Raw genomic sequence first — 17,360 nt, 5'->3', positions numbered from 1 at the left:
CCGCAGGATCGCGGGGCCCGGCTTTTCTTATGCGGTCAGCAGAGTTGGACCCGATTTGCCGGCGAGATACTGCCGCAGCACCACTGCGGCAAGGATCGCCGCCCCGATCAGGGTCGAGATCAGTTCGGGCGCAATCATCATAAGCGCGGCGATGGGCAGAAGGATCCGCTCGAACAACAGCAGCGGGCCGATGAGCCAGTTGGTGATCGCTGCCGACAGCGCCACGATGCCCAGTACCGCGCCAGCAAAGGCCAGCAGAAAGTCGGGCAAGGTAAAGGCCTGTGTAACAATCAGCAGCGAGGGCGAGAAGACAAAGACGAAGGGCACAAGTGCCTTGCCCATCGACAGCCGGAAAGCCGTGTTCCCGGCCTTGAAGCCGTTGGCCCCCGCGATCCCGGCGCCCGCATAGGCGGCAAGCGCGACAGGTGGCGTCACATCCGCAAGCACACCGAAGTAGAAGACAAAGAAATGTGCAACCAGCGGCTCGACATTCATCATTCCCAGCACCGGCGCGGCGACAGCAACCATGATGATGTAGTTTGCTGTTGTCGGCACGCCGCAGCCCATCAGCACACAGACGATTGCGGTCATCACCAGGGTGAAAAGCAGCGTCAGCGTCTGGATGCTGAACAGCTCGAACGGCAGGAAGGTCAGAAAATCGTGAGACGAGGCCGCCCAGTTCTGCGCCACGCTCGTCACCATGAAGGCGATCTTGAAGCCGACTCCGGTCAGGGTGACGATCCCGATCACCACGCCGACCAGTGCGGCGGCGGCGGTGACGGCCAGCGATTGACGTGCACCGGCGACAAAGCCTTCATAGATGCCGGCGGCGGTTTCCTTGATGCCTTCGACCGCGCCTGCGGCCATGATCCGCTGGATCAGATAGACGATCATACAGGCAGTGATCGCCCAGAAGGCCGACAGAAAGGGCGTGCGACCCGACATCAGCATCCACACCAGCAGGATCAGCGGGAATACCGACAGCCAGCCTTCGCGCAGGACTTTCCAGGCTTTGGGCAGTTCCTCCTGGCGCAGGCCGCGAATGCCCAGACGTTTGGCCTCAAGGTGGACCTGAACCAGCACGCCAAAGAAATGCATAAAGGCCGGGACGATCGCCGCGATCAGGATGGTGCGCAGCGGAATGCCCAGATATTCGACCATCAGGAAGGCCACTGCGCCCATGACCGGCGGTGTGATTTGCCCCCCGGTCGAGGATGCCGCCTCGACGGCCGCAGCGAAGTGGCGCTTGAAGCCGATTTTGATCATCGCCGGGATGGTCAGCGCGCCGGTCGTCACGGTATTGGCGATCGACGAACCCGAGATCGTCCCGAGCATGGCCGAAGAAATAACCGAGACCTTGGCCGGCCCGCCTGCAAACCGTCCGGCCAGTGCGGTCGCAAGGTCGATGAACAACTGTCCCAGCCCGATCTTTTGCGCCATCACCCCGAACAGGACGAAGTGGAACACATAGGTCGCGATGACGCCAAGCGCGGTGCCATAGATCCCTTGCGAGGTCAGGTAAAGGTGGTTGACGATGGTCGACCAGTCCGCCCCAGGATGGACCAGAATCCCCGGCATCGACTTGCCGAAATAAGCATAGGCGATGAACAGCGCCGCGATCACCGGCAAGGGCCAGCCCATCGAACGGCGGACTGCCTCCATCAACACGACAAGCAGCAGCGTGCCCATGGCGATGTCGATGGGCAGCGGGTTGCCGACACGGAACTGCAGCTGCGAATAGATCCACGGCACGTAAAAGGCGCTGATCGCGCCGCCGATGGCCAGTGCCCAGTCATAGACCGGCACGCCAAGGATGGCGAAACCGTCGGTCTTGTGGCGGTTGCGCGCCAGTGCCGAAAAGCTGAGAAAGATGATGAACAGCGACACGCCCATATGCAGCCCGCGATGGGTGGTCGCGCGCGGGATGCCAAAGCCGGCTGTATAGAAGTGGTAAACCGAAAGCAGGAACAGGATGATCCCTGACAGGATGGCGACCGGACGCGTCACTGTGCGGAAGCGCGCCTCGGGATCGTACTCTTCCTCAAGCGCGCGTAGCTCGTCGTCGGAAAGTGTGCGTGTGGTTTCGGTCATGCGGTGTTTCTGCCGTTCGGTTCAGGTCCAAAGGACGCGGACCGGGAACCGGTCGCGTCCTTGACGAGTTTCTGGCGGGGCAAGCTTACTGCAGCTTGCCAGCTTCCTTGTAGAAACGCTCGGCACCCGGGTGGAAGGGGATACCGGCGCCCTGGGTGGCGCTGTCCAGGGTGATCAGCTTGCCCTTGGCGTGGCCAGCGGCAAACAGTTTCTGGGTGTTTTCGTTGTAAAGCGCCTTGGTGATGCCATAGATCAGCTCTTCGGGCTGGTCGGCGTTGGTGACCAGCTGCGCCCCGACCGAAAGCGTGGTGACATCGGCCGCCTGGCCTTCATAAGTGCCGGCCGGCACCGTGTCGGTGGCAAAGAAGGTATAGGTGCTGAGCAGCTTTTCGACCTCGGGGCCGGTGATCGGAACCAGCGTCACCTCATGCTGGCTGGCCAGCTCGGCGATCGCGCCCGCCGGGTAGCCGCCAACAAAGAAGAAGGCATCCATCGCGCCGTCGCGCATCCGGTCAGCGGCCTGATCAGGCTTGAGGTATTCCGGCTTAACATCGGCCTCGGACAGGCCAAAGGCCTCAAGGATGATCTTGGCATCGACCAGCGTGCCCGAGCCGGGCTCGTCCAGCGAAACGCGCTTGCCCTTCAGGTCGGCGACCGAAGCGATACCCGCATCGGCACGCGCGACAAGGTGGATGCTTTCGGGATAGAGGTTGGCGATCAGGCGCAGCTTTTCGACGGCCGGCTGGCCTTCCCAAAGGCCGGTGCCGGTCTGGGCCCAGTAGGCGACGTCGGATTGGCTGAAGCCGGCCTCCATCGCGCCGCCGTTGATGGCGTTCACATTGCCCACCGATCCGTTCGAGGCCACGGCGGTTGCAACCAGACCCGGCACACCGCAGGAGCCGCCGTCTTCGCAGGCGCGTGAGCCGGGCGGGCTGGAGATCGCGTTCGCGATCAGGCCGCCGATCGGGTAATAGGTGCCGGCGGTGCCGCCCGTGCCGATACGGAAGAACGACATTTCCTGTGCCATAGCGGCCTGACCAAAGGAGGCTGCGGCGATGGCTACGGCCGCGAACAATGTCTTGAGCTTCATGTCGAGATCCCTGTTTTCCAGACTGTTCTGAACAAGCTAGTCCACAGTCACGTGAAGTGACAACCATTCATGCCGGGCAGATCGGAAATGGCGTGACGTTCCAACGGGTGGTTTTAGCGGGCGCGCGTGCTGACAGACCGTCGCGGCAGCAGGATTTTCAGTTGCAACCACCGCTGGTTAGCAGGGACGCCCGAGGTGGCCCGGGCACGACAACAAGACCTCGAAACCGGGCGGCTTGTTTGGGGCGCTGTTCGACGGGAAAGTGGTGGAATCTCCCATTGGTTGTCTTGACCGTGGGGTTTTATTTCGCAGAAGTGCTGATTCGAGGTTGATCCGGTCAGATCTCTGTCGAATGGCGGGAGTGGGGGAGGCAGCTGTCCTGCCGTCCTTAGCCCGGCCGACGCCGTTCACGAGGCGAGCGGTGCATCGTCGGCCTGAAAGACGAAGGCCTCAAGTGCCTCTGGGGCGATGGGTTTGAACAGGATCTGTAGCCCTGCCCGGCCTGCTGCGCGCCGGGTCTCGGGGCTGCGGTCTGCGGTAATGATCCGGGTCGGACGGCTGCCGAAACGGCGGTGTAGTGCCTGCGCCGTCTCAACACCGCTTGGGCCTTCGCCCAGTTGTTGATCCAGCAGATAGATGTCGGGGATGACGCCCATCTCTTCGATAAGCGTTAACGCCTCCGAGCCGCTGCTGGCTTCGACCACCTCGACGCCGCGCCGTTCGAGCAATTGGGTGATGGCGCTGCGCAGGTCCTCGTCATTTTCAACCAGCAGCACGATGCGGCCCATGCCGGTCTCGGGCAAGGGCGAGGGGGCCGAGGTCTGGCTGTCGATCGAAGGCAGGTCATGGGCCACCGGCAGTTCGACTGAAAACAGGGTGCCGCGTCCGGGCACCGAATGCAGCTCAAGCCGGTGATCCAGCAGCGCGCAGGCGCGTTCGACGATGGCAAGGCCCAGCCCCATGCCCTGTGCCGCCGACGCCGTGCCCTCGACGCGGTGGAATTCGCGAAAGATCGCCTGCTGATGTTCCGGGGCGATGCCGGGGCCGGTGTCGTGGACCTCGATCCGCAGATGGTCGCCCCGACGGCGCGCACCGACCAGCACCCGGCCCGAAACCGTATAGCGGATGGCATTGCCGATCAGATTTTGCAGGATGCGCCGCAGATAGGTCGCGTCGCTTTGCACGGCCAGCCGGCATGGCATGATGCGCAGCCGCAGCCCCTTTGCCGCAGCAAGCGGGGCAAATTCGTCGGTCAGCTGCGCCAGCAGCAGCTTCATCGACAGGGGCGCGATCTCGATCTCGGTGCCGCCGGATTCCAGCCGCGACAGGTCCAGAAGCGCGCTAAGAATCCCCTCGACGCTAAGCAGCGCGTTATGCGCCTTTTCCAAAGTGCCTCGCAGGGCGCTGTCTCCGGCATCGTCGCGGGCCGAGGCAACGAACAGTTTGGCAGCCGACAGCGGCTGCAGCAGGTCATGGCTTGCCGCCGCGACAAAGCGTACCCGGGCAGAATTGGCACGTTCGGCATTGGCAAGTGCTGCGGCCAGTTCCTCGGTCCGGGCGGTCACGCGGGCCTCTAGCGTGGCCTTGGCGCGCAACATCGAATGGATCGCCAGCCGTTCGCGCGTGACATCGGTAAAGGACATGACAAAGCCGCGTTCGGGCATCTCGCGGCCATGGACGTCCAGAATGACGCCCGAGGCATGCCACAGCTCAAACGACAGCGGTGGGCGGGGCGCGCGCATCCGTACCCAGTCACGCAGCTGCGAGGCCGAGAACCCCTCGTTAAAGCGGGCCTGATAAAGCGTCCGCACCGTCAGCCGCTCAAAGCTGAGCCCGCGATGCATCAGCGCCGCCGGGATCTCCAGCAGGTCCGCCAACCGCTGGTTCCAGCCGATCAGTGCCCCATAGGCGTCAAAGATGCCGACACCCTGATTGATGTGTTCCAGGGTCGCGCGGATCATCCGCGCCTGACTGTCCAGCAGCTTGCCATGCTCGATCCGCTCGGTACGGATGATGCGGGTCACATCGGTATGCAGGACCACCGTGCCCCCGTCAGAGGTGCGCTGTTCGCTGACCTGAATCCAGCGGTCTCCGGTCAGGCCAATGTTGAAGTGCTGTGATTGGCCGTGCAGTTGCAGCCGTTGGGCGATCCAGGTGTCGGGGGTGGTCCCTTCGGGCAGCAGGACCTGACGGGAACGACCAAGATGGCGGACATAGGTCGCAAAACTGATGCCCGGCGCCAGCGCCTGATGAACCTCGGTAAGGTCGGCGCAGAAACGGCTGTTGCAAAGGACCAGCCGATCCTCGGGATCGAAAAGGGCAAAGCCTTCCTCGATGGCCTCGATTGCCTGTGACAGGTCGCGGCGGGCGCGTTCGGCAGTCGCATTGGCGGCGTTCAGCCGTTCAAGCGTTGCCTCAAGGTCGCGGGTGCGCTGGCGGACGCGCTCTTCCAGAAGGGCGGCGCGGCGGAACTCCTCGAAGGCCGCGCTGTTTTCGTCCCGGCGCTCTTCGGAATGGCGCATCAGCGCCTCGGCGATGATCAGCAGCTTTTCGAGGTTGTGCCCGGCCTCATCGTCGCGGTCGATCAGCCAGTCAGAGATGCGTCCTGCCATCAGTCCACCCCTGTAAGCCGGGTCCCGGGCGGATAGATCGCGCAGCCGGTCAGGGTGTGGTTGACGTGCAGCGGGCCAAATTGCTCACCATAGGTGGAAAAGCCCCAGACGCGATGACGGCGCAGCACATCCGATACGGCAGCGCCGCGCTGTTTGTGTTCAGCCTCGATCCGGCGCAGCACGCAGTCAAAGCCAAGGACCGCCACCGGCGGCACCGGCGCGGCAAGCTGCGACAATTTCCGGTCAAGATGCGTGGGCAGGTCATCGGGTTCGGTCAGCGCCAGCACCACGCCCGCCGCAATGGCTGAAAAGAACAGCAGATCGCCCGAGGGCAGCACCCGTTGCACCGCCCGCACATGGTAACGGCCCCCGACCCGCACGGCGAGCGGATGCGAAGCAAAGGTCAGGTAGTCGATTAGCTCAGGATCCTTGCCAAGAATGCGGGCATATTCCTGCGCTGCCGGTTCGGCGTTGATGCGCTGCACGATGCGGGCGGCAGGATCTGCCTGTGTGACCACCATGCGCCTTTCGGTGGGGTTCAGGTGGTCCATGTTCAGCGCGCGGACCGGGCATAGTCCGCGCAGCACCGACAGGACCGCCGCATTACGCAGCGCCCGGCCGCGATGAATGACCAGCGTTTCCTGAAAGCGCAGCCCGTCGCCTGCCGATCCGCCGATCAGCGGCACACTGCCCGAGCCTGCCGCCAGCGCCGAGGCAAGATCGTCCTCGCGCAGCGACAGCCCATCGACAAGCAGCACCGCGAATTCATGGGGCAGATGCGCATGGCTGTTGGCAAGGTCATGGCGCAGCTGCAAGAAAGCCGCCGCAGCCGCGCTGCGCGACAGGTGGTCCAGATCAGTCAGCTCAAGCACTTCGGCCGCGAAAAGATCGGCAGGAAACCCCAGCGCCAGCACCGCGCCTTCGTCATAGCCAGCCTCAGAGATTTCGCCCGCGGTGGTGCAGCCGACGACATGGGTGGCAGGCAGTTGAGCGGCTGTCTCGGCGGCGATGCGCGCGATATCGGCCTGGGGTGAGACAAACAGCATGACCAGCGCAAATGGCCCCGGCCCAAGATCCCGCGCCAGTCGCCCGGTCACATCGGTATCCCGGGCCGGCGCACTGGCGCGCGCGATGCAATCCTGCGCTGCGCCCACCCCGGCCTCCTTTCCGTTCCTGCACCTGCGAGATTGAACTTAACGGTTCAGTTCTTCGCTGTCATTGCCGGTGATCTCTGATCCTGTGGTCATGGCGTTGAAGCTGATGTCTTGCGCAAACAGCACCGCCTGAGTGCGGGTCTGCACGCGCAGTTTGCGCATGATTGCGGTGACATGCGCCTTGACCGTGGTTTCGGCGATCGACAGTTCATGCGCGATCTGCTTGTTCAAAAGCCCCGCGCTGATCAGTTGCAGGATGCGGGCCTGCTGGCGGGTCAGTGAGGCAAGCCGGGCCAGCGCCTCTTCTTCCAGGCTGGGGGTGGCATTGTCGAGCGCAAGGCGGCTTGTATGCACTTCGCCCCTGGCAATGGCGTCAAAAGCCTCGCGGAATGCCTCGCGCGGGGCGTGTTTGGGCACATAGGCGCTGACGCCAGCCAGTAGCGCGCCGCGCACCACCCGCCGCTCGTCCATGGACGAAACCACGATGATGGGGCGGTCCGCCGCCGCCTGCCGCATGCGCACGACGCCTTCGAGCCCGTTCACATCGGGCAGGTGCAGGTCCAGAACGATCACATCGGGCACGGGCTCGCAGGTCATACGATCCAGCGCCTCGGCAAGGCTGCCCACAGCCTCGACCCGGGCAATGCCGACCGGGCCGGTCAGCGTCATCGACAGCGCGTCGCAAAACAGCGGGTGGTCGTCCACGATCAGCGCAGTGTTCAGCGGCCGGGGTGTCGGCGGGCAGGGCTGGGCTTGTTGCATGGTTCCGCTCATATAGCTGCCGTGACTGGCAGGTCGGTCGTGTCTGTTTCGGGCGGCGTGCCCGCGAGGTATGGCGACTGTCATCCCGGTTCCTCCAGTCGGATCAGCCAACCGCCCGAGGCGTTGACCTGGATGCCATAGCGCCCCGGCCGTTCGATCAGGAACCAGCCCGAACCGGTCCCGGCCTGATGCAGATTCTGGATCACCGCGCCCGATGCGTCCAGCAGATAGACCACCATGATTGCATCCATGCTTTCAAAGACCAGCCGCGTCGGCTTGCTGAGGTCGAACAGCGGCAAAATGCGATTGCCCGCGCCGCGATGTTCCACGACCGGTTTTCGCGCGGCCAGCCGGTCATAGCAGGCAAGTCGCTGGGCGTCGTCCCTTTCGCCCCGGCAGGCATCAAGCGCGGCTGCAGGGTCAAAGCCCAGGGCGGGTGCCGCGGCCAAAGCCGCTGACACCAGGATCACCAGTCCACGGGGCATCCCGTGCAGTTCTCCATATGCACCCCCTCCCAGATCGCATAGGGGGCGTGGTTCCCCTGCATCACCGCATTGGCAAAATCGGCATTGTAGAACTTGGTCTCCATCAGGTTCGCGCCGATGAGCTGTGCGCCGACGAATTTCGATTTTGGGGCCATGGCGGCCTCCAGCGTCGCGGCGGTCAGGTTCGCGCCTGAAAGGTCGGCGCCCGAAAGCCGGGTATAGTCCAGATTGGCCCCGGTCAGGTCGGCATCGCGCAGGATTACGCCCTGCAGCTGTCCCATCTGCAGGTTTGCCCCACGCAGGTCGGCGCCGGTCAGGTCCGCGCCTTTCAGCTCGGCCCCGAAAAGGTTTGCGCGCATCAGATTGGCGCCCCTCAGGTCGATGCCGTTAAGCTTGAGCCCGCGCAGATCGGCATGGCTCAGGTCAACGCGGGGGCAGGCTGCGCCGGGGCCGATTTCGCAGCCATTGATGACCAGCGATCCTTCGCGCGGGGCTGGCTCATCGACGATGACCGGCCATGTGCCGCCGGTCTGTCCGGAATTGGCCACATGCACGCCCGAGGCAAGGGCCAGTGCGGCAAGGATTGTCAGGCTTCTGAGCATCTTGGTTCCCTTGGGTCTGGGGGTGAAGGTCCGGGCGGGACAAGGCCCGCCCGTCCGTCTGTTTCAGCCCGGCGCTACTTGGTTGCGGTCATCAGGTCGTCCGGGATCTCGAACACCCAGAACGAGCCGCCCTGGCTGACCTGAGTGGTCAGCGTAGCCATGTCGCCGCCCCACAGCGGCACCGCGCCGCCATAACCCGAGGCGATGCCCAGATATTGCTTGCCGTCCATTTCCCAGGTGATCGGGGACGAGACGATGCCCGAGCCGGTATTGAACTTCCACAACTCTTCGCCGGTCTCAGAGTGGAAGGCTTTCACAAAACCGTCCGAGGTACCGGTAAAGACCAGATCGCCTGCTGTGGCCAGCGTGCCGGCCCAAAGCGGGAATTCCTCTTTATGCTCCCACTTCTTTTCGCCGGTGGCCGGGTCAAAGGCGCGCAGCGTGCCGATATGGTCTTCGTAAAGCCGCTTGATGCGGAAGCCCTGACCCAGATAGGCGGCACCGGCCTGATAGGTGACGTTCTCGGTCCAGTAATCCTCGGTCCAGTGGTTGGCCGGGACGTAGAACAGGCCGGTCTTGGGGCTGTAAGACATCGGGTTCCAGTTCTTGCCGCCAAGGAAGGGAGGCGAGACCTCGATGCTTGCGCCCTTGGTTTCACCCTCGGCGGGCAGGGGCGGGCGCTGGCCCTCGACCTCGATCGGGCGGCCGGTCTCAAGGTCGATGCCCTTGGCCCAGGTGATGCCGTCGACAAAGGGGAAGGCGTTCAGCAGTGCCGTCGGCCGGTTGATCTCGCCGCCCCGTTTGGACAGGGCGTCGATGTCGGTGACATAGAAGAAGCCGTTGCGGTCGGCATGGGCCCCGGCGCGATGGACGTTGCCATCCTTGTCCTTGTAGTCGAACAGGATGATCTCGTTGTTGCCCGAGAAATCCCAGGCGTCATTCGGGGTGTGCTGGTAAAAGCCGACCAGCTCGCCGTTCGTCGGATCGACGTAAGCCTGTCCCGAGGTATAGAGACTGTCGCCCGGCGTGCGCGCCCAGGTGTTCCACGGCGCGGGGTTGCCGGCACCGACGATGATGGTGTTCGTTTCGGGATCATAGCTTGCCGATTGCCAGGGCGCACCGCCGCCGTGGCTCCATGCTTCGACCTTGCTTCCGTCGGGACTGTTGGGCCAGCTTGGCGCGGCAGGATCGCCGGTGACCGTGCCTTCGGCCCCGGCCAGCGTACCCTTGTGCCCTTCGACAAAGGGCCGCATCCAGATTTCCTCGCCCGTGTCGACATCGCGGGCATAAAGCTTGCCCACCACGCCGAATTCGTCGCCCGAGCTGCCATGGATCAGCATGACGCGCCCGGTCTCTTTATCCTTCACGATGGTCGGAGCGCCGGTCATCGTATAGCCGATCTTGTGGTCCTCGAACTTCTGACGCCAGACCACTTTCCCGGTGTCCTTGTTCAGCGCGTAGATGCTGGCGTCCAGCGTGCCAAAGAACACCTTGTCGCCATAGATCGCCGCGCCGCGGTTGATCACGTCGCAGCAGGGGCGGATATCTTCGGGCAGGCGGGCCTCGAATTTCCACAGCCGTTTGCCGGTCCTGGCGTCCAGCGCCCACATCCGGGAATATGAGCCGGTGACATAGATCACCCCGTCATGGACCAGCGCCTGAGTTTCCTGCCCGCGCTGCTTTTCATCCCCAAAGGAAAAAGACCATGCCGGGCGCAGGTGCTTGACCGTTTCGGTGCTGATCTGGTCAAGCGACGAAAAACGCTGCGCCTTGACCCCCATCCCGTACATCAGGACGTCATCGGTGGTTTCGGCATCGTTCAGGATGTCCTCCCACGTGACGGGGCTGGTTTCGGCCTGCGCCAGCGCCACTGCGCAGGTCAGGGCCAGGACGCTGGCCGAGGTCAGTTTCAAAAAGCGATTCATGCAGTCTCCTCCTATACATGAACGACGGGGTTGCCCGCGTCGGGTGCCTTGTCCGTCCAAGCTTCAGGCGCTGCCGATGACCGGCAGAGCCCCGGTTTCAAGGTCGCCAAAGCGACGCACGACCGAGCGCAGGTATTCTTCGGGATTGGCTCCCAGCCCGGCGAATTCAGGGGCAGGGCCGGCAGCCATCGTTTCAACCGGCGTCAGGCCCAGTTCGGCAGCCATCCGCAGTCGTTCGCGCGTGACCTGTAAATAGGCGCGGGTCTGCGTGATCCCTTCGCCTGTGCGGTGATAGCTGCCATGACCCGGCACCACCCCTGCGCTGCCCAGCCCCTCAAGCTGATCCAGCGATGCAAGCCAGGTCGCGAAATCCGCGTCAGGCAGGCTTGGTGCCCGGTCGAGAAACACCAGATCCCCGGCAATCAGCACACCGGTCGCCTCATCAAGGATGGCAAGGTCGGCCGAGGTGTGACCGGCAAGCGGGATCATCCGCAGCGCCCGCCCCCCGATCTGGCTTGTGCCAGGGTCGATATTGCCGGTCGCTGGCGTCGTGCGCGTGCCGGAAATCCAACTGCCAAGGATCGAATACAGCGTCTCGGCATAATCCTGGGCGTATTCGCGGCAGGTCGCGGCGGTCTCTGCCAGTGCCAGCAACGGGCGGTCGGCCAGGGCCGCGTTGCCGAACCAATGGTCAGGGTGGTGATGGGTGTTGATCGTCGCCGCCAGTCCGCCCAGCCGCTGTTCGGCAAAGGCGCGGATCTCGGTCCCCATGGCGACGGTCGAGCCGCTGTCGACGATGATCGCACCCTGATCCGTCGCAAGCAGCGCGATATTGACGATATCGCCGCCGTTTTCGCGGCTGAAGACCTCGCGCCGGCCCTCGATCATCCAGATGCCGTCCGCGACCTCAAAGGGTTGCAGGCCGTAGCTGCGCGGCTGGGCAAAGGCGCGTCGCTGCAGGACAAGCGCAGCGGATCCAGCCAGAAGGGCACGTCGGGACAACGCTGTCATGGCGTGGCCTCCACCCTGCCTTCGAAGGTGTATCCCAGATTGTCGCGGGCATGGATAATGACCGGTCCGCGCGCCAGATCGGGGGGCAACAGAAAGGTCAGCGCCGGATTTTCCTCTAACGGCTCATGCAGCTCAAGCGTGGCGATTTCCGCCCCCGAGGCATCAAGCAGCGCAAGCTCGGTCAGGTGATGGGCCGGAATGCCGTCGGCAAGACCGGTGTCCTGCGGGTGGCGCAGCCGCATCCGCAGACGCCCGGTTTCAGGCCAGAGCCGGGCGCGCAATTCGCCAAACCCTTCTTGCCAGTCGGGGCGTTGATGCGCGGCGGCGGGGGCGCTGCAGCCGCCACCAAGCGCGCTGACATAGGCCGCACCAACCAGCCATTCAGCGGCCCCGGTCTCGGCCGAGGCGCGCAGGGCCCCACCGACCTCGTATTTCACGCCAAAGCCCAACAAGGGCAGGGCGCGCCCGGGGTGAAAGACGATGGCCTTGGGAAAGGGGCTGTAGTCGATGGTGACGACGATGCGCCGGATTGGCCGGGTGACGGCGGTTGCGTCGATCAGAAAGGGGACATGGCTGGAATCCTCGGCCGCGCCCGGCGCAAGGACGGTGACGGCCGGGTCATTGCGCCAGACCGCCGGATCGCCCAGAAATTCCTGCCTGTGTGACGGCCACATGCCGCTGTCGAACGCGTCGCCCCCCACGGCCGCCGGTCCGGTTTTGCCGGTCAGCAGGGGCGGAGAGGCCGCGCCGGGCAGGATGTCCGTCAACAGCGCCATGCCCTATTTCCTCAGAACGCTCTGGATCAGCTCGGCGGCGGCAGGTGCGTGCGAAGCCCCGCTGCGCAGGATATGTGCCGCCTGATCCAGCACGGTCACAGTGCGCGGCGCGCCCGAGAGTGCCTCAAAGCCGCTGCCGGCGGTCTCCAACTCCTGGGCAAGCGCGGCGATCTGATCCTCGCCCGCATCCGGGGGCAGCGCTTTGACCTTGTCGTACAGCGCAGCGATCTCGGTGCTTTTCCCGGCTATCGCATCGGCATCGGGGCGGGTCTCGATATAGGTACGGATCGCCCAGATCGCTTGCTGGTTCAGGATGCCTTCGAAAGGCGGCATCTTGACCGCGCCATTCTGTTCATAGCCGTGCAGGATGCGGTCCAAAAACCACTCATCACCATATTCACTGGCCTCAAGAAAGCGCAGGTCCGGCGCAAGCCCGCCCGAAATCGCCTCCAGCCCGTGGCAGCGGGCGCAGTTGCTGTTAAATCCTTTGGCACCGATTTCTACTGCCTTGAACAGGACCTCTCCTTCGGCTTCGCGCCAAGGGTTTTGGGTCGCCATCTCGGCCGGCAATTCGGGCAGACCAGTGGTGTCGACTGCCTGCGGGGCGGTGTCACCATGGCCTAGCGCCATCGGCGCCCAGAATGCGAGTGATAGGGCAAGAGGAAATATCTTGCTTATCCTGCTGGTCATGTTCCAAAGTCCTTCGCGCATATCCGGTGTGTGCTCTGTCCTGGTCAAATTTCCTTGAGATCGAGAGAGGGTAAATTGTGCCATGGTCGTATTGCACATGCCGCGCAGGGGCCGGACCCTGCCGTTTCGCCCCAGAATCGGGGCATTTCTCCTGCTTCTGGCGGGGCTTTTTCCTTTGGCCGCTTTGGCTGAGCCAAAGGCGCTGTTCGGTAGTGACGGCTACCGGATCGACAGTTATCGCGCCCCCGTGCCTGATACAGCGCCCGGTGCGCGGACGCTGGATATTGCCGAGGTTCAGGCGCTGGTCGCCAGGGGCTGGACGCCCGTCGATGTCATGGGTGCGCGCATCTTTGAGATCGGCGATGACGGAGAATGGATCATGCCCGAGCGGCATCTTTCGCTGCCCGGTGCGCACTGGCTTCCGGTGGTCGGATGGGGCCAGCTGGAGCCATGGCAGAGCGATTATCTGGACGCGAGCCTGCAGCGCATTACGGGCGGCAATCGCGAAGCGGGGCTGATCCTGTTCTGCAAGCTGGATTGCTGGCTCAGCTGGAATGCGACCAAACGGATTGCGGCGCTGGGCTATACCAATCTGGGCTGGTTTTCGGGCGGGGTGGATGCCTGGGCGGATGCCGGGCTGCCACTTGTCGAAACGCGGCCCGAACCATATCGGCGCGAATAACGTCAGGTTGGAGTTGCCCGGGCGCGGATATGGGTTTGCCCCAGCCATCCTGATGCTGTGCAGCAGTCGGGTCAGGGTCAGTAAAGTCTCGGCAAACCAGATTGTCCGGCCAGCAGTTTTGACGCTGGAGCTTGTTTATCTCTGGTCGCCGGTAACGCGGGCCGGCCCCGTACTCGCCACTGTCTACAACGGTGCAATAACGTCCTGTCGGGCGCTGGGTTTCCGTTTTCACGGCGGGTTTACCGCTTGTGAAACAGAGGTGGGCTTTGGCTTATTTCCCAAGGGGCTTTCCCAAGGGGCGGATAAATGTGCAAATAAATGATATTAATTACATATTCTGGCATCAGATATCTGGAAGCAACGGGCTACAGGTGGGTCCGTGTGACAGCCAGTACTGTGATCAGCTGAGCAGTCAGAGCTGCAACAGGGGATCTCATGGCCAGAATTGAAAAATGGGCTGTCCAAAGTCAGCGACGGCGCCGCTTCCTTACGTCACCTCGGCGCCGTCTGGAGGCATTATCGACACAGAGATCTTGCTTCGGCCGGAGGAATCTTTTCGGCATGGGCAAAGATATCGGGCTCGACCCGGCCGGGGCTGATCCAGATCACCCGCACGCGGCGGCGCCCGAAGTGCCTGTCAGCAATGCTGTCTTGTAGTCCGAAAATGCCATTGTCGTCTTTCTTTCATCAGGGTTCAGAGGCCCGGAATGTGGCGGGTCAGGGGCGCAATGGTCACACCGCCCGTGGTGATGCCTTCACGCAGGCGCCGGGCCAGTCCGACCGCGCCCGATGTGTCCGGGTGGATCAGAATCGACTGCTCTGGCATCGGGATGACGGTACCCCGGACCGTTTCGACCTGGCCGTCGCGAATGACGCGCATGACACGGGCCACTACCTGCGCGAGGTCGTGGATCGCCGCCTCCGGCTGGCTGCACGGGGCAAGCTGGCCATTTTCAAGATATCCCCGATCAGCCAGAAACAGCCGGATCACATTGCCGCTGCGTGCCAGCGCGGCCTTTTCCAGCGCACTGCCGGGCAGGACGGGGAATGAGATTTCGGGGTCAGATCCATTGTTGCCCGCGTCGAGGTCTCTGCGACGGCAGGGTTGCCAAGCCATGTGGGCGAGACACGGACATGCCGATGCAAAGTCTTGGCTGGCGCATTATTCCTCCCGCCTGGTCAAAGAAAGCCGGCGCCACGACGGCGCCGGCCCGGCTCTGTCACGCGGTCGCCTAGAAGGTGCCGCGAATGCCGATACCGACCATGCGGGGCGAGGTCATGCTGGCCTGAGTAAAAACCGTATTGCCACGTGCCGCTTCGAGCAAGGTGGGTGTGCGTTCGTCAAAGAGGTTGTTGACATAGCCGTAAAGCTCGACCTTGTCGTTGATCCGCCAGCTCGCGTTCAGATCGACAAGGGTATAGCCATCAACCTCGAATGCCGGAGTATTGGCGGTGTTCGAGTAATAGCCGTCGACATAGCGCAGCTGTCCGCCAAGGTTCAGCCGGTCGGTCGCGTCCCAGCTTGCGCCGAGGGTCAGCATCCTGCCGGGCGCACGGGCGAATTCATTACCCTCATAGGCGGGAATCTGATCGAAACGCTCAAACTCGGTATGCAGCAAGCCAAGGCTGCCGCGCAGGGTCAGCGCATCGGTTGCGCGCCAGTCGGCACCCAGTTCCAGCCCATAGGCGCGGGCGTCCTGTGCGTTGACCGTTTGCAGATAGGTCACGCCATCGACCAGATGGGCGATGTTGTGCTGGGCGTTGCTGTAATCCATGTAGAAGAGGTTGCCGGTCAGCATCAGCCGCCCCTCCATCAACTCGGCGCGGGTAAAGAGCTCATAGTTCCAGACGGTCTCGGCGTCGAATTTGGTCCATTCTTTCGAATAGCCAAAGTCCAGCGATACGCCGCCGGGGTTGTAGCCCTTGCTGATCAGCGCGCCGACGTTCCAGTCTGGTGTGACCTCATAGGTCAGCGACAGCTTGGGCAGGAAAACGTCGAAAGTTTCATCGTAATCTACGTCGCTTTTGGCAAATAGCGGCGAGACGTCGCCCTGACGGCGGATATGGTCGCGCTGGTAGCGCAGCCCCGCCGACAGCGTCCAGCGTTCGTCCAGCCGCCAGTTCAGTTCACCATAAAGGCCAAGGTTCGATTTCTTGTCGCGGAAGGTCGAGATGCCCCCTTGGTTCAGCCACTCGTCCTGATCGGTGAAAGCGACATAGACACCTGCGACGCCGCTGACCTTATCTTCGGGCATACCGAAGGTCAGCTTGCTTTCGTTTGAGTAATTGTCCTGTGAGACATTGGCATCCCCCATGGTCGGGGTGCCGACGCGGCGTTCGACATCCGAGGTCGAATATTGCGTCTTGCTGCTGACGCTGATCCCGTTGCCCAGGTCGTAATCGACATCAAGGATTGCCGTGTCAGTGGTCTGATCCCAGCCTGGCATCCAGGTGGTGATGGATTGCAGCTTGTCATAGGGCTCGGCCGCGCCCTCGGCGCTGGGGCGCTTCATCCGGCTGTGACTGTAGGTCAGCCTGGCCGACAGGCCCGGCAGGTCGGCCGGTTGCCACAGCAGCTTTAACCGCGCATTCGCGTTCAGGAAGTCCTGCCCGATGTCGTTTTGGATGAAGTTCGAGCCGACATAGTCGATGAATGTGTCGCGTGCCGAATAATCCAGCGAGATACGGGCGGCCAACTCTTCGCTCAGCGGACCTGACCACATGAACGAGGCCGCACGTTGATTGTAGTCGCCGCCCTCCAGCCGATAGGCGCCCTCGGGGGTAAAGCTTGGGTTCTTGGTGTTGACGATGATCGCCCCGGCGATGGCGTTGGCGCCTTGCGAGGTGGTCTGCGGCCCCCGGAACACCTCGACACTATCCACATCCCAGGTCGAGGTCGCGCCAAAATACAGTTCATTATAGCTTAGGTAATGGCCGTCCAGGTTGATCGTCGCCCGCGGCACCGATCCGGCAAAGAATGCATTTGCCCCGGTATGCGGTCCCTGCGCGTCCTGTCCGCGAATGACCGGCGTGCTGACATTGTCGGTATAGATCACGTTGGGTGTGCCGGCGATCACACTTCGAATCTCGGTCTTGCCGGCCTTTTCCTTTTCGATCTCACCCGAGGTCACCACCGAGACTGAGCTTGCGGTCTCTTTCAGGTCGCGAGTGATGTTGTCGCCGGTGATGACGATGGTGTCGAGCGTGATGGTGTCGGAAGGCGCCTCCTGCGCGCAAAGGGGTGCTGCGGCAATAAGCGTGACCAGACTGACTGTTTGCGTCAGCTGGCGGTGGCGATATCTGTGGGACATTGGTTCCTCGGCTGGTCGCGTTGTGCTGGCTGGCGCGGGGAACTCGCTGGCATTTCCTGTTCCACATTGCGCAATGCGTTCTGCATGTCAATCGGCCATATGCCGGGCACTTTGCTAATGGCTGCTCGGCGCGCTAGTGTTGCGCGGCTGTCACGTGCCTGTCATGGGT

At 63.1% G+C, this 17,360-nt stretch carries 14 protein-coding genes; 1 reads left to right on the top strand and 13 read right to left on the bottom strand.

Features of this window, described 5'->3' with window-relative positions; genetic code table 11:
• Positions 1–27: 27 nt before the first annotated feature.
• The 11 genes from F8A10_RS13490 to pedF all read right to left on the bottom strand — a co-directional run bounded on the left by F8A10_RS13490 (position 28) and on the right by pedF (position 13,198).
• The gene (locus F8A10_RS13490; RefSeq protein WP_152367574.1) at positions 28–2,091 is read right to left on the bottom strand and encodes a TRAP transporter permease; all 2,064 of its coding nucleotides are present in this window, start codon (positions 2,089–2,091) and stop codon (positions 28–30) included.
• Positions 2,092–2,176: 85 nt separating this feature from the next.
• Complete coding sequence (locus tag F8A10_RS13485; protein ID WP_010394413.1) at positions 2,177–3,181, bottom strand: TAXI family TRAP transporter solute-binding subunit; 1,005 nt, start codon at positions 3,179–3,181, stop codon at positions 2,177–2,179.
• Positions 3,182–3,588: 407 nt separating this feature from the next.
• Positions 3,589–5,793: a hybrid sensor histidine kinase/response regulator gene (locus F8A10_RS13480; RefSeq protein WP_010394416.1), complete on the bottom strand. Its 2,205-nt coding sequence runs from the start codon at positions 5,791–5,793 to the stop codon at positions 3,589–3,591.
• Positions 5,793–6,947, bottom strand: a complete 1,155-nt coding sequence (locus F8A10_RS13475) for an FIST signal transduction protein (RefSeq protein WP_152367573.1) — start codon at positions 6,945–6,947, stop codon at positions 5,793–5,795. Before F8A10_RS13475 ends, F8A10_RS13480 begins: the two co-directional genes overlap by 1 nt.
• Positions 6,948–6,986: 39 nt before the next feature.
• Complete coding sequence (locus F8A10_RS13470) at positions 6,987–7,709, bottom strand: response regulator (RefSeq protein WP_085502580.1); 723 nt, start codon at positions 7,707–7,709, stop codon at positions 6,987–6,989.
• 80 nt (positions 7,710–7,789) lie between these two features.
• Positions 7,790–8,194, bottom strand: a complete 405-nt coding sequence (locus tag F8A10_RS13465) for a hypothetical protein (RefSeq protein WP_152367572.1) — start codon at positions 8,192–8,194, stop codon at positions 7,790–7,792.
• Positions 8,176–8,796 (bottom strand): pentapeptide repeat-containing protein, encoded by a 621-nt coding sequence (locus F8A10_RS21835; RefSeq protein WP_152367571.1) that lies wholly within the window; start codon positions 8,794–8,796, stop codon positions 8,176–8,178. Before F8A10_RS21835 ends, F8A10_RS13465 begins: the two co-directional genes overlap by 19 nt.
• A gap of 74 nt (positions 8,797–8,870) precedes the next feature.
• Positions 8,871–10,721: a PQQ-dependent methanol/ethanol family dehydrogenase gene (locus F8A10_RS13455; protein WP_152367570.1), complete on the bottom strand. Its 1,851-nt coding sequence runs from the start codon at positions 10,719–10,721 to the stop codon at positions 8,871–8,873.
• Positions 10,722–10,784: 63 nt separating this feature from the next.
• Positions 10,785–11,732 (bottom strand): quinoprotein relay system zinc metallohydrolase 1, encoded by a 948-nt coding sequence (locus tag F8A10_RS13450; protein ID WP_010394426.1) that lies wholly within the window; start codon positions 11,730–11,732, stop codon positions 10,785–10,787.
• Positions 11,729–12,508 (bottom strand): quinoprotein dehydrogenase-associated SoxYZ-like carrier, encoded by a 780-nt coding sequence (locus F8A10_RS13445; protein ID WP_152367569.1) that lies wholly within the window; start codon positions 12,506–12,508, stop codon positions 11,729–11,731. Before F8A10_RS13445 ends, F8A10_RS13450 begins: the two co-directional genes overlap by 4 nt.
• A gap of 3 nt (positions 12,509–12,511) precedes the next feature.
• Complete coding sequence (pedF, locus tag F8A10_RS13440; RefSeq protein WP_217809614.1) at positions 12,512–13,198, bottom strand: cytochrome c-550 PedF; 687 nt, start codon at positions 13,196–13,198, stop codon at positions 12,512–12,514.
• 82 nt (positions 13,199–13,280) lie between these two features.
• On the opposite strand from pedF, the gene F8A10_RS13435 reads away from it, so the two are divergent.
• Positions 13,281–13,880, top strand: a complete 600-nt coding sequence (locus F8A10_RS13435) for a rhodanese-like domain-containing protein (RefSeq protein WP_085502560.1) — start codon at positions 13,281–13,283, stop codon at positions 13,878–13,880.
• A gap of 694 nt (positions 13,881–14,574) precedes the next feature.
• On the opposite strand, the gene F8A10_RS13425 is transcribed toward F8A10_RS13435, so the two are convergent.
• Together F8A10_RS13425 and F8A10_RS13420 are read right to left on the bottom strand one after the other, a co-directional pair.
• Entirely contained in the window at positions 14,575–14,997 is a 423-nt protein-coding gene (locus F8A10_RS13425; protein ID WP_152367568.1) for a LamB/YcsF family protein, read from the bottom strand.
• A gap of 115 nt (positions 14,998–15,112) precedes the next feature.
• Positions 15,113–17,191, bottom strand: a complete 2,079-nt coding sequence (locus tag F8A10_RS13420; RefSeq protein WP_010394440.1) for a TonB-dependent receptor — start codon at positions 17,189–17,191, stop codon at positions 15,113–15,115.
• Between the last annotated feature and the right edge of the window lie 169 nt (positions 17,192–17,360).

It is taken from the genome of Paracoccus kondratievae (genome assembly GCF_009301415.1).
In the GTDB taxonomy this organism is placed as follows: domain Bacteria; phylum Pseudomonadota; class Alphaproteobacteria; order Rhodobacterales; family Rhodobacteraceae; genus Paracoccus; species Paracoccus kondratievae.
This window is presented reverse-complemented; position numbering and strand designations above follow the sequence as displayed.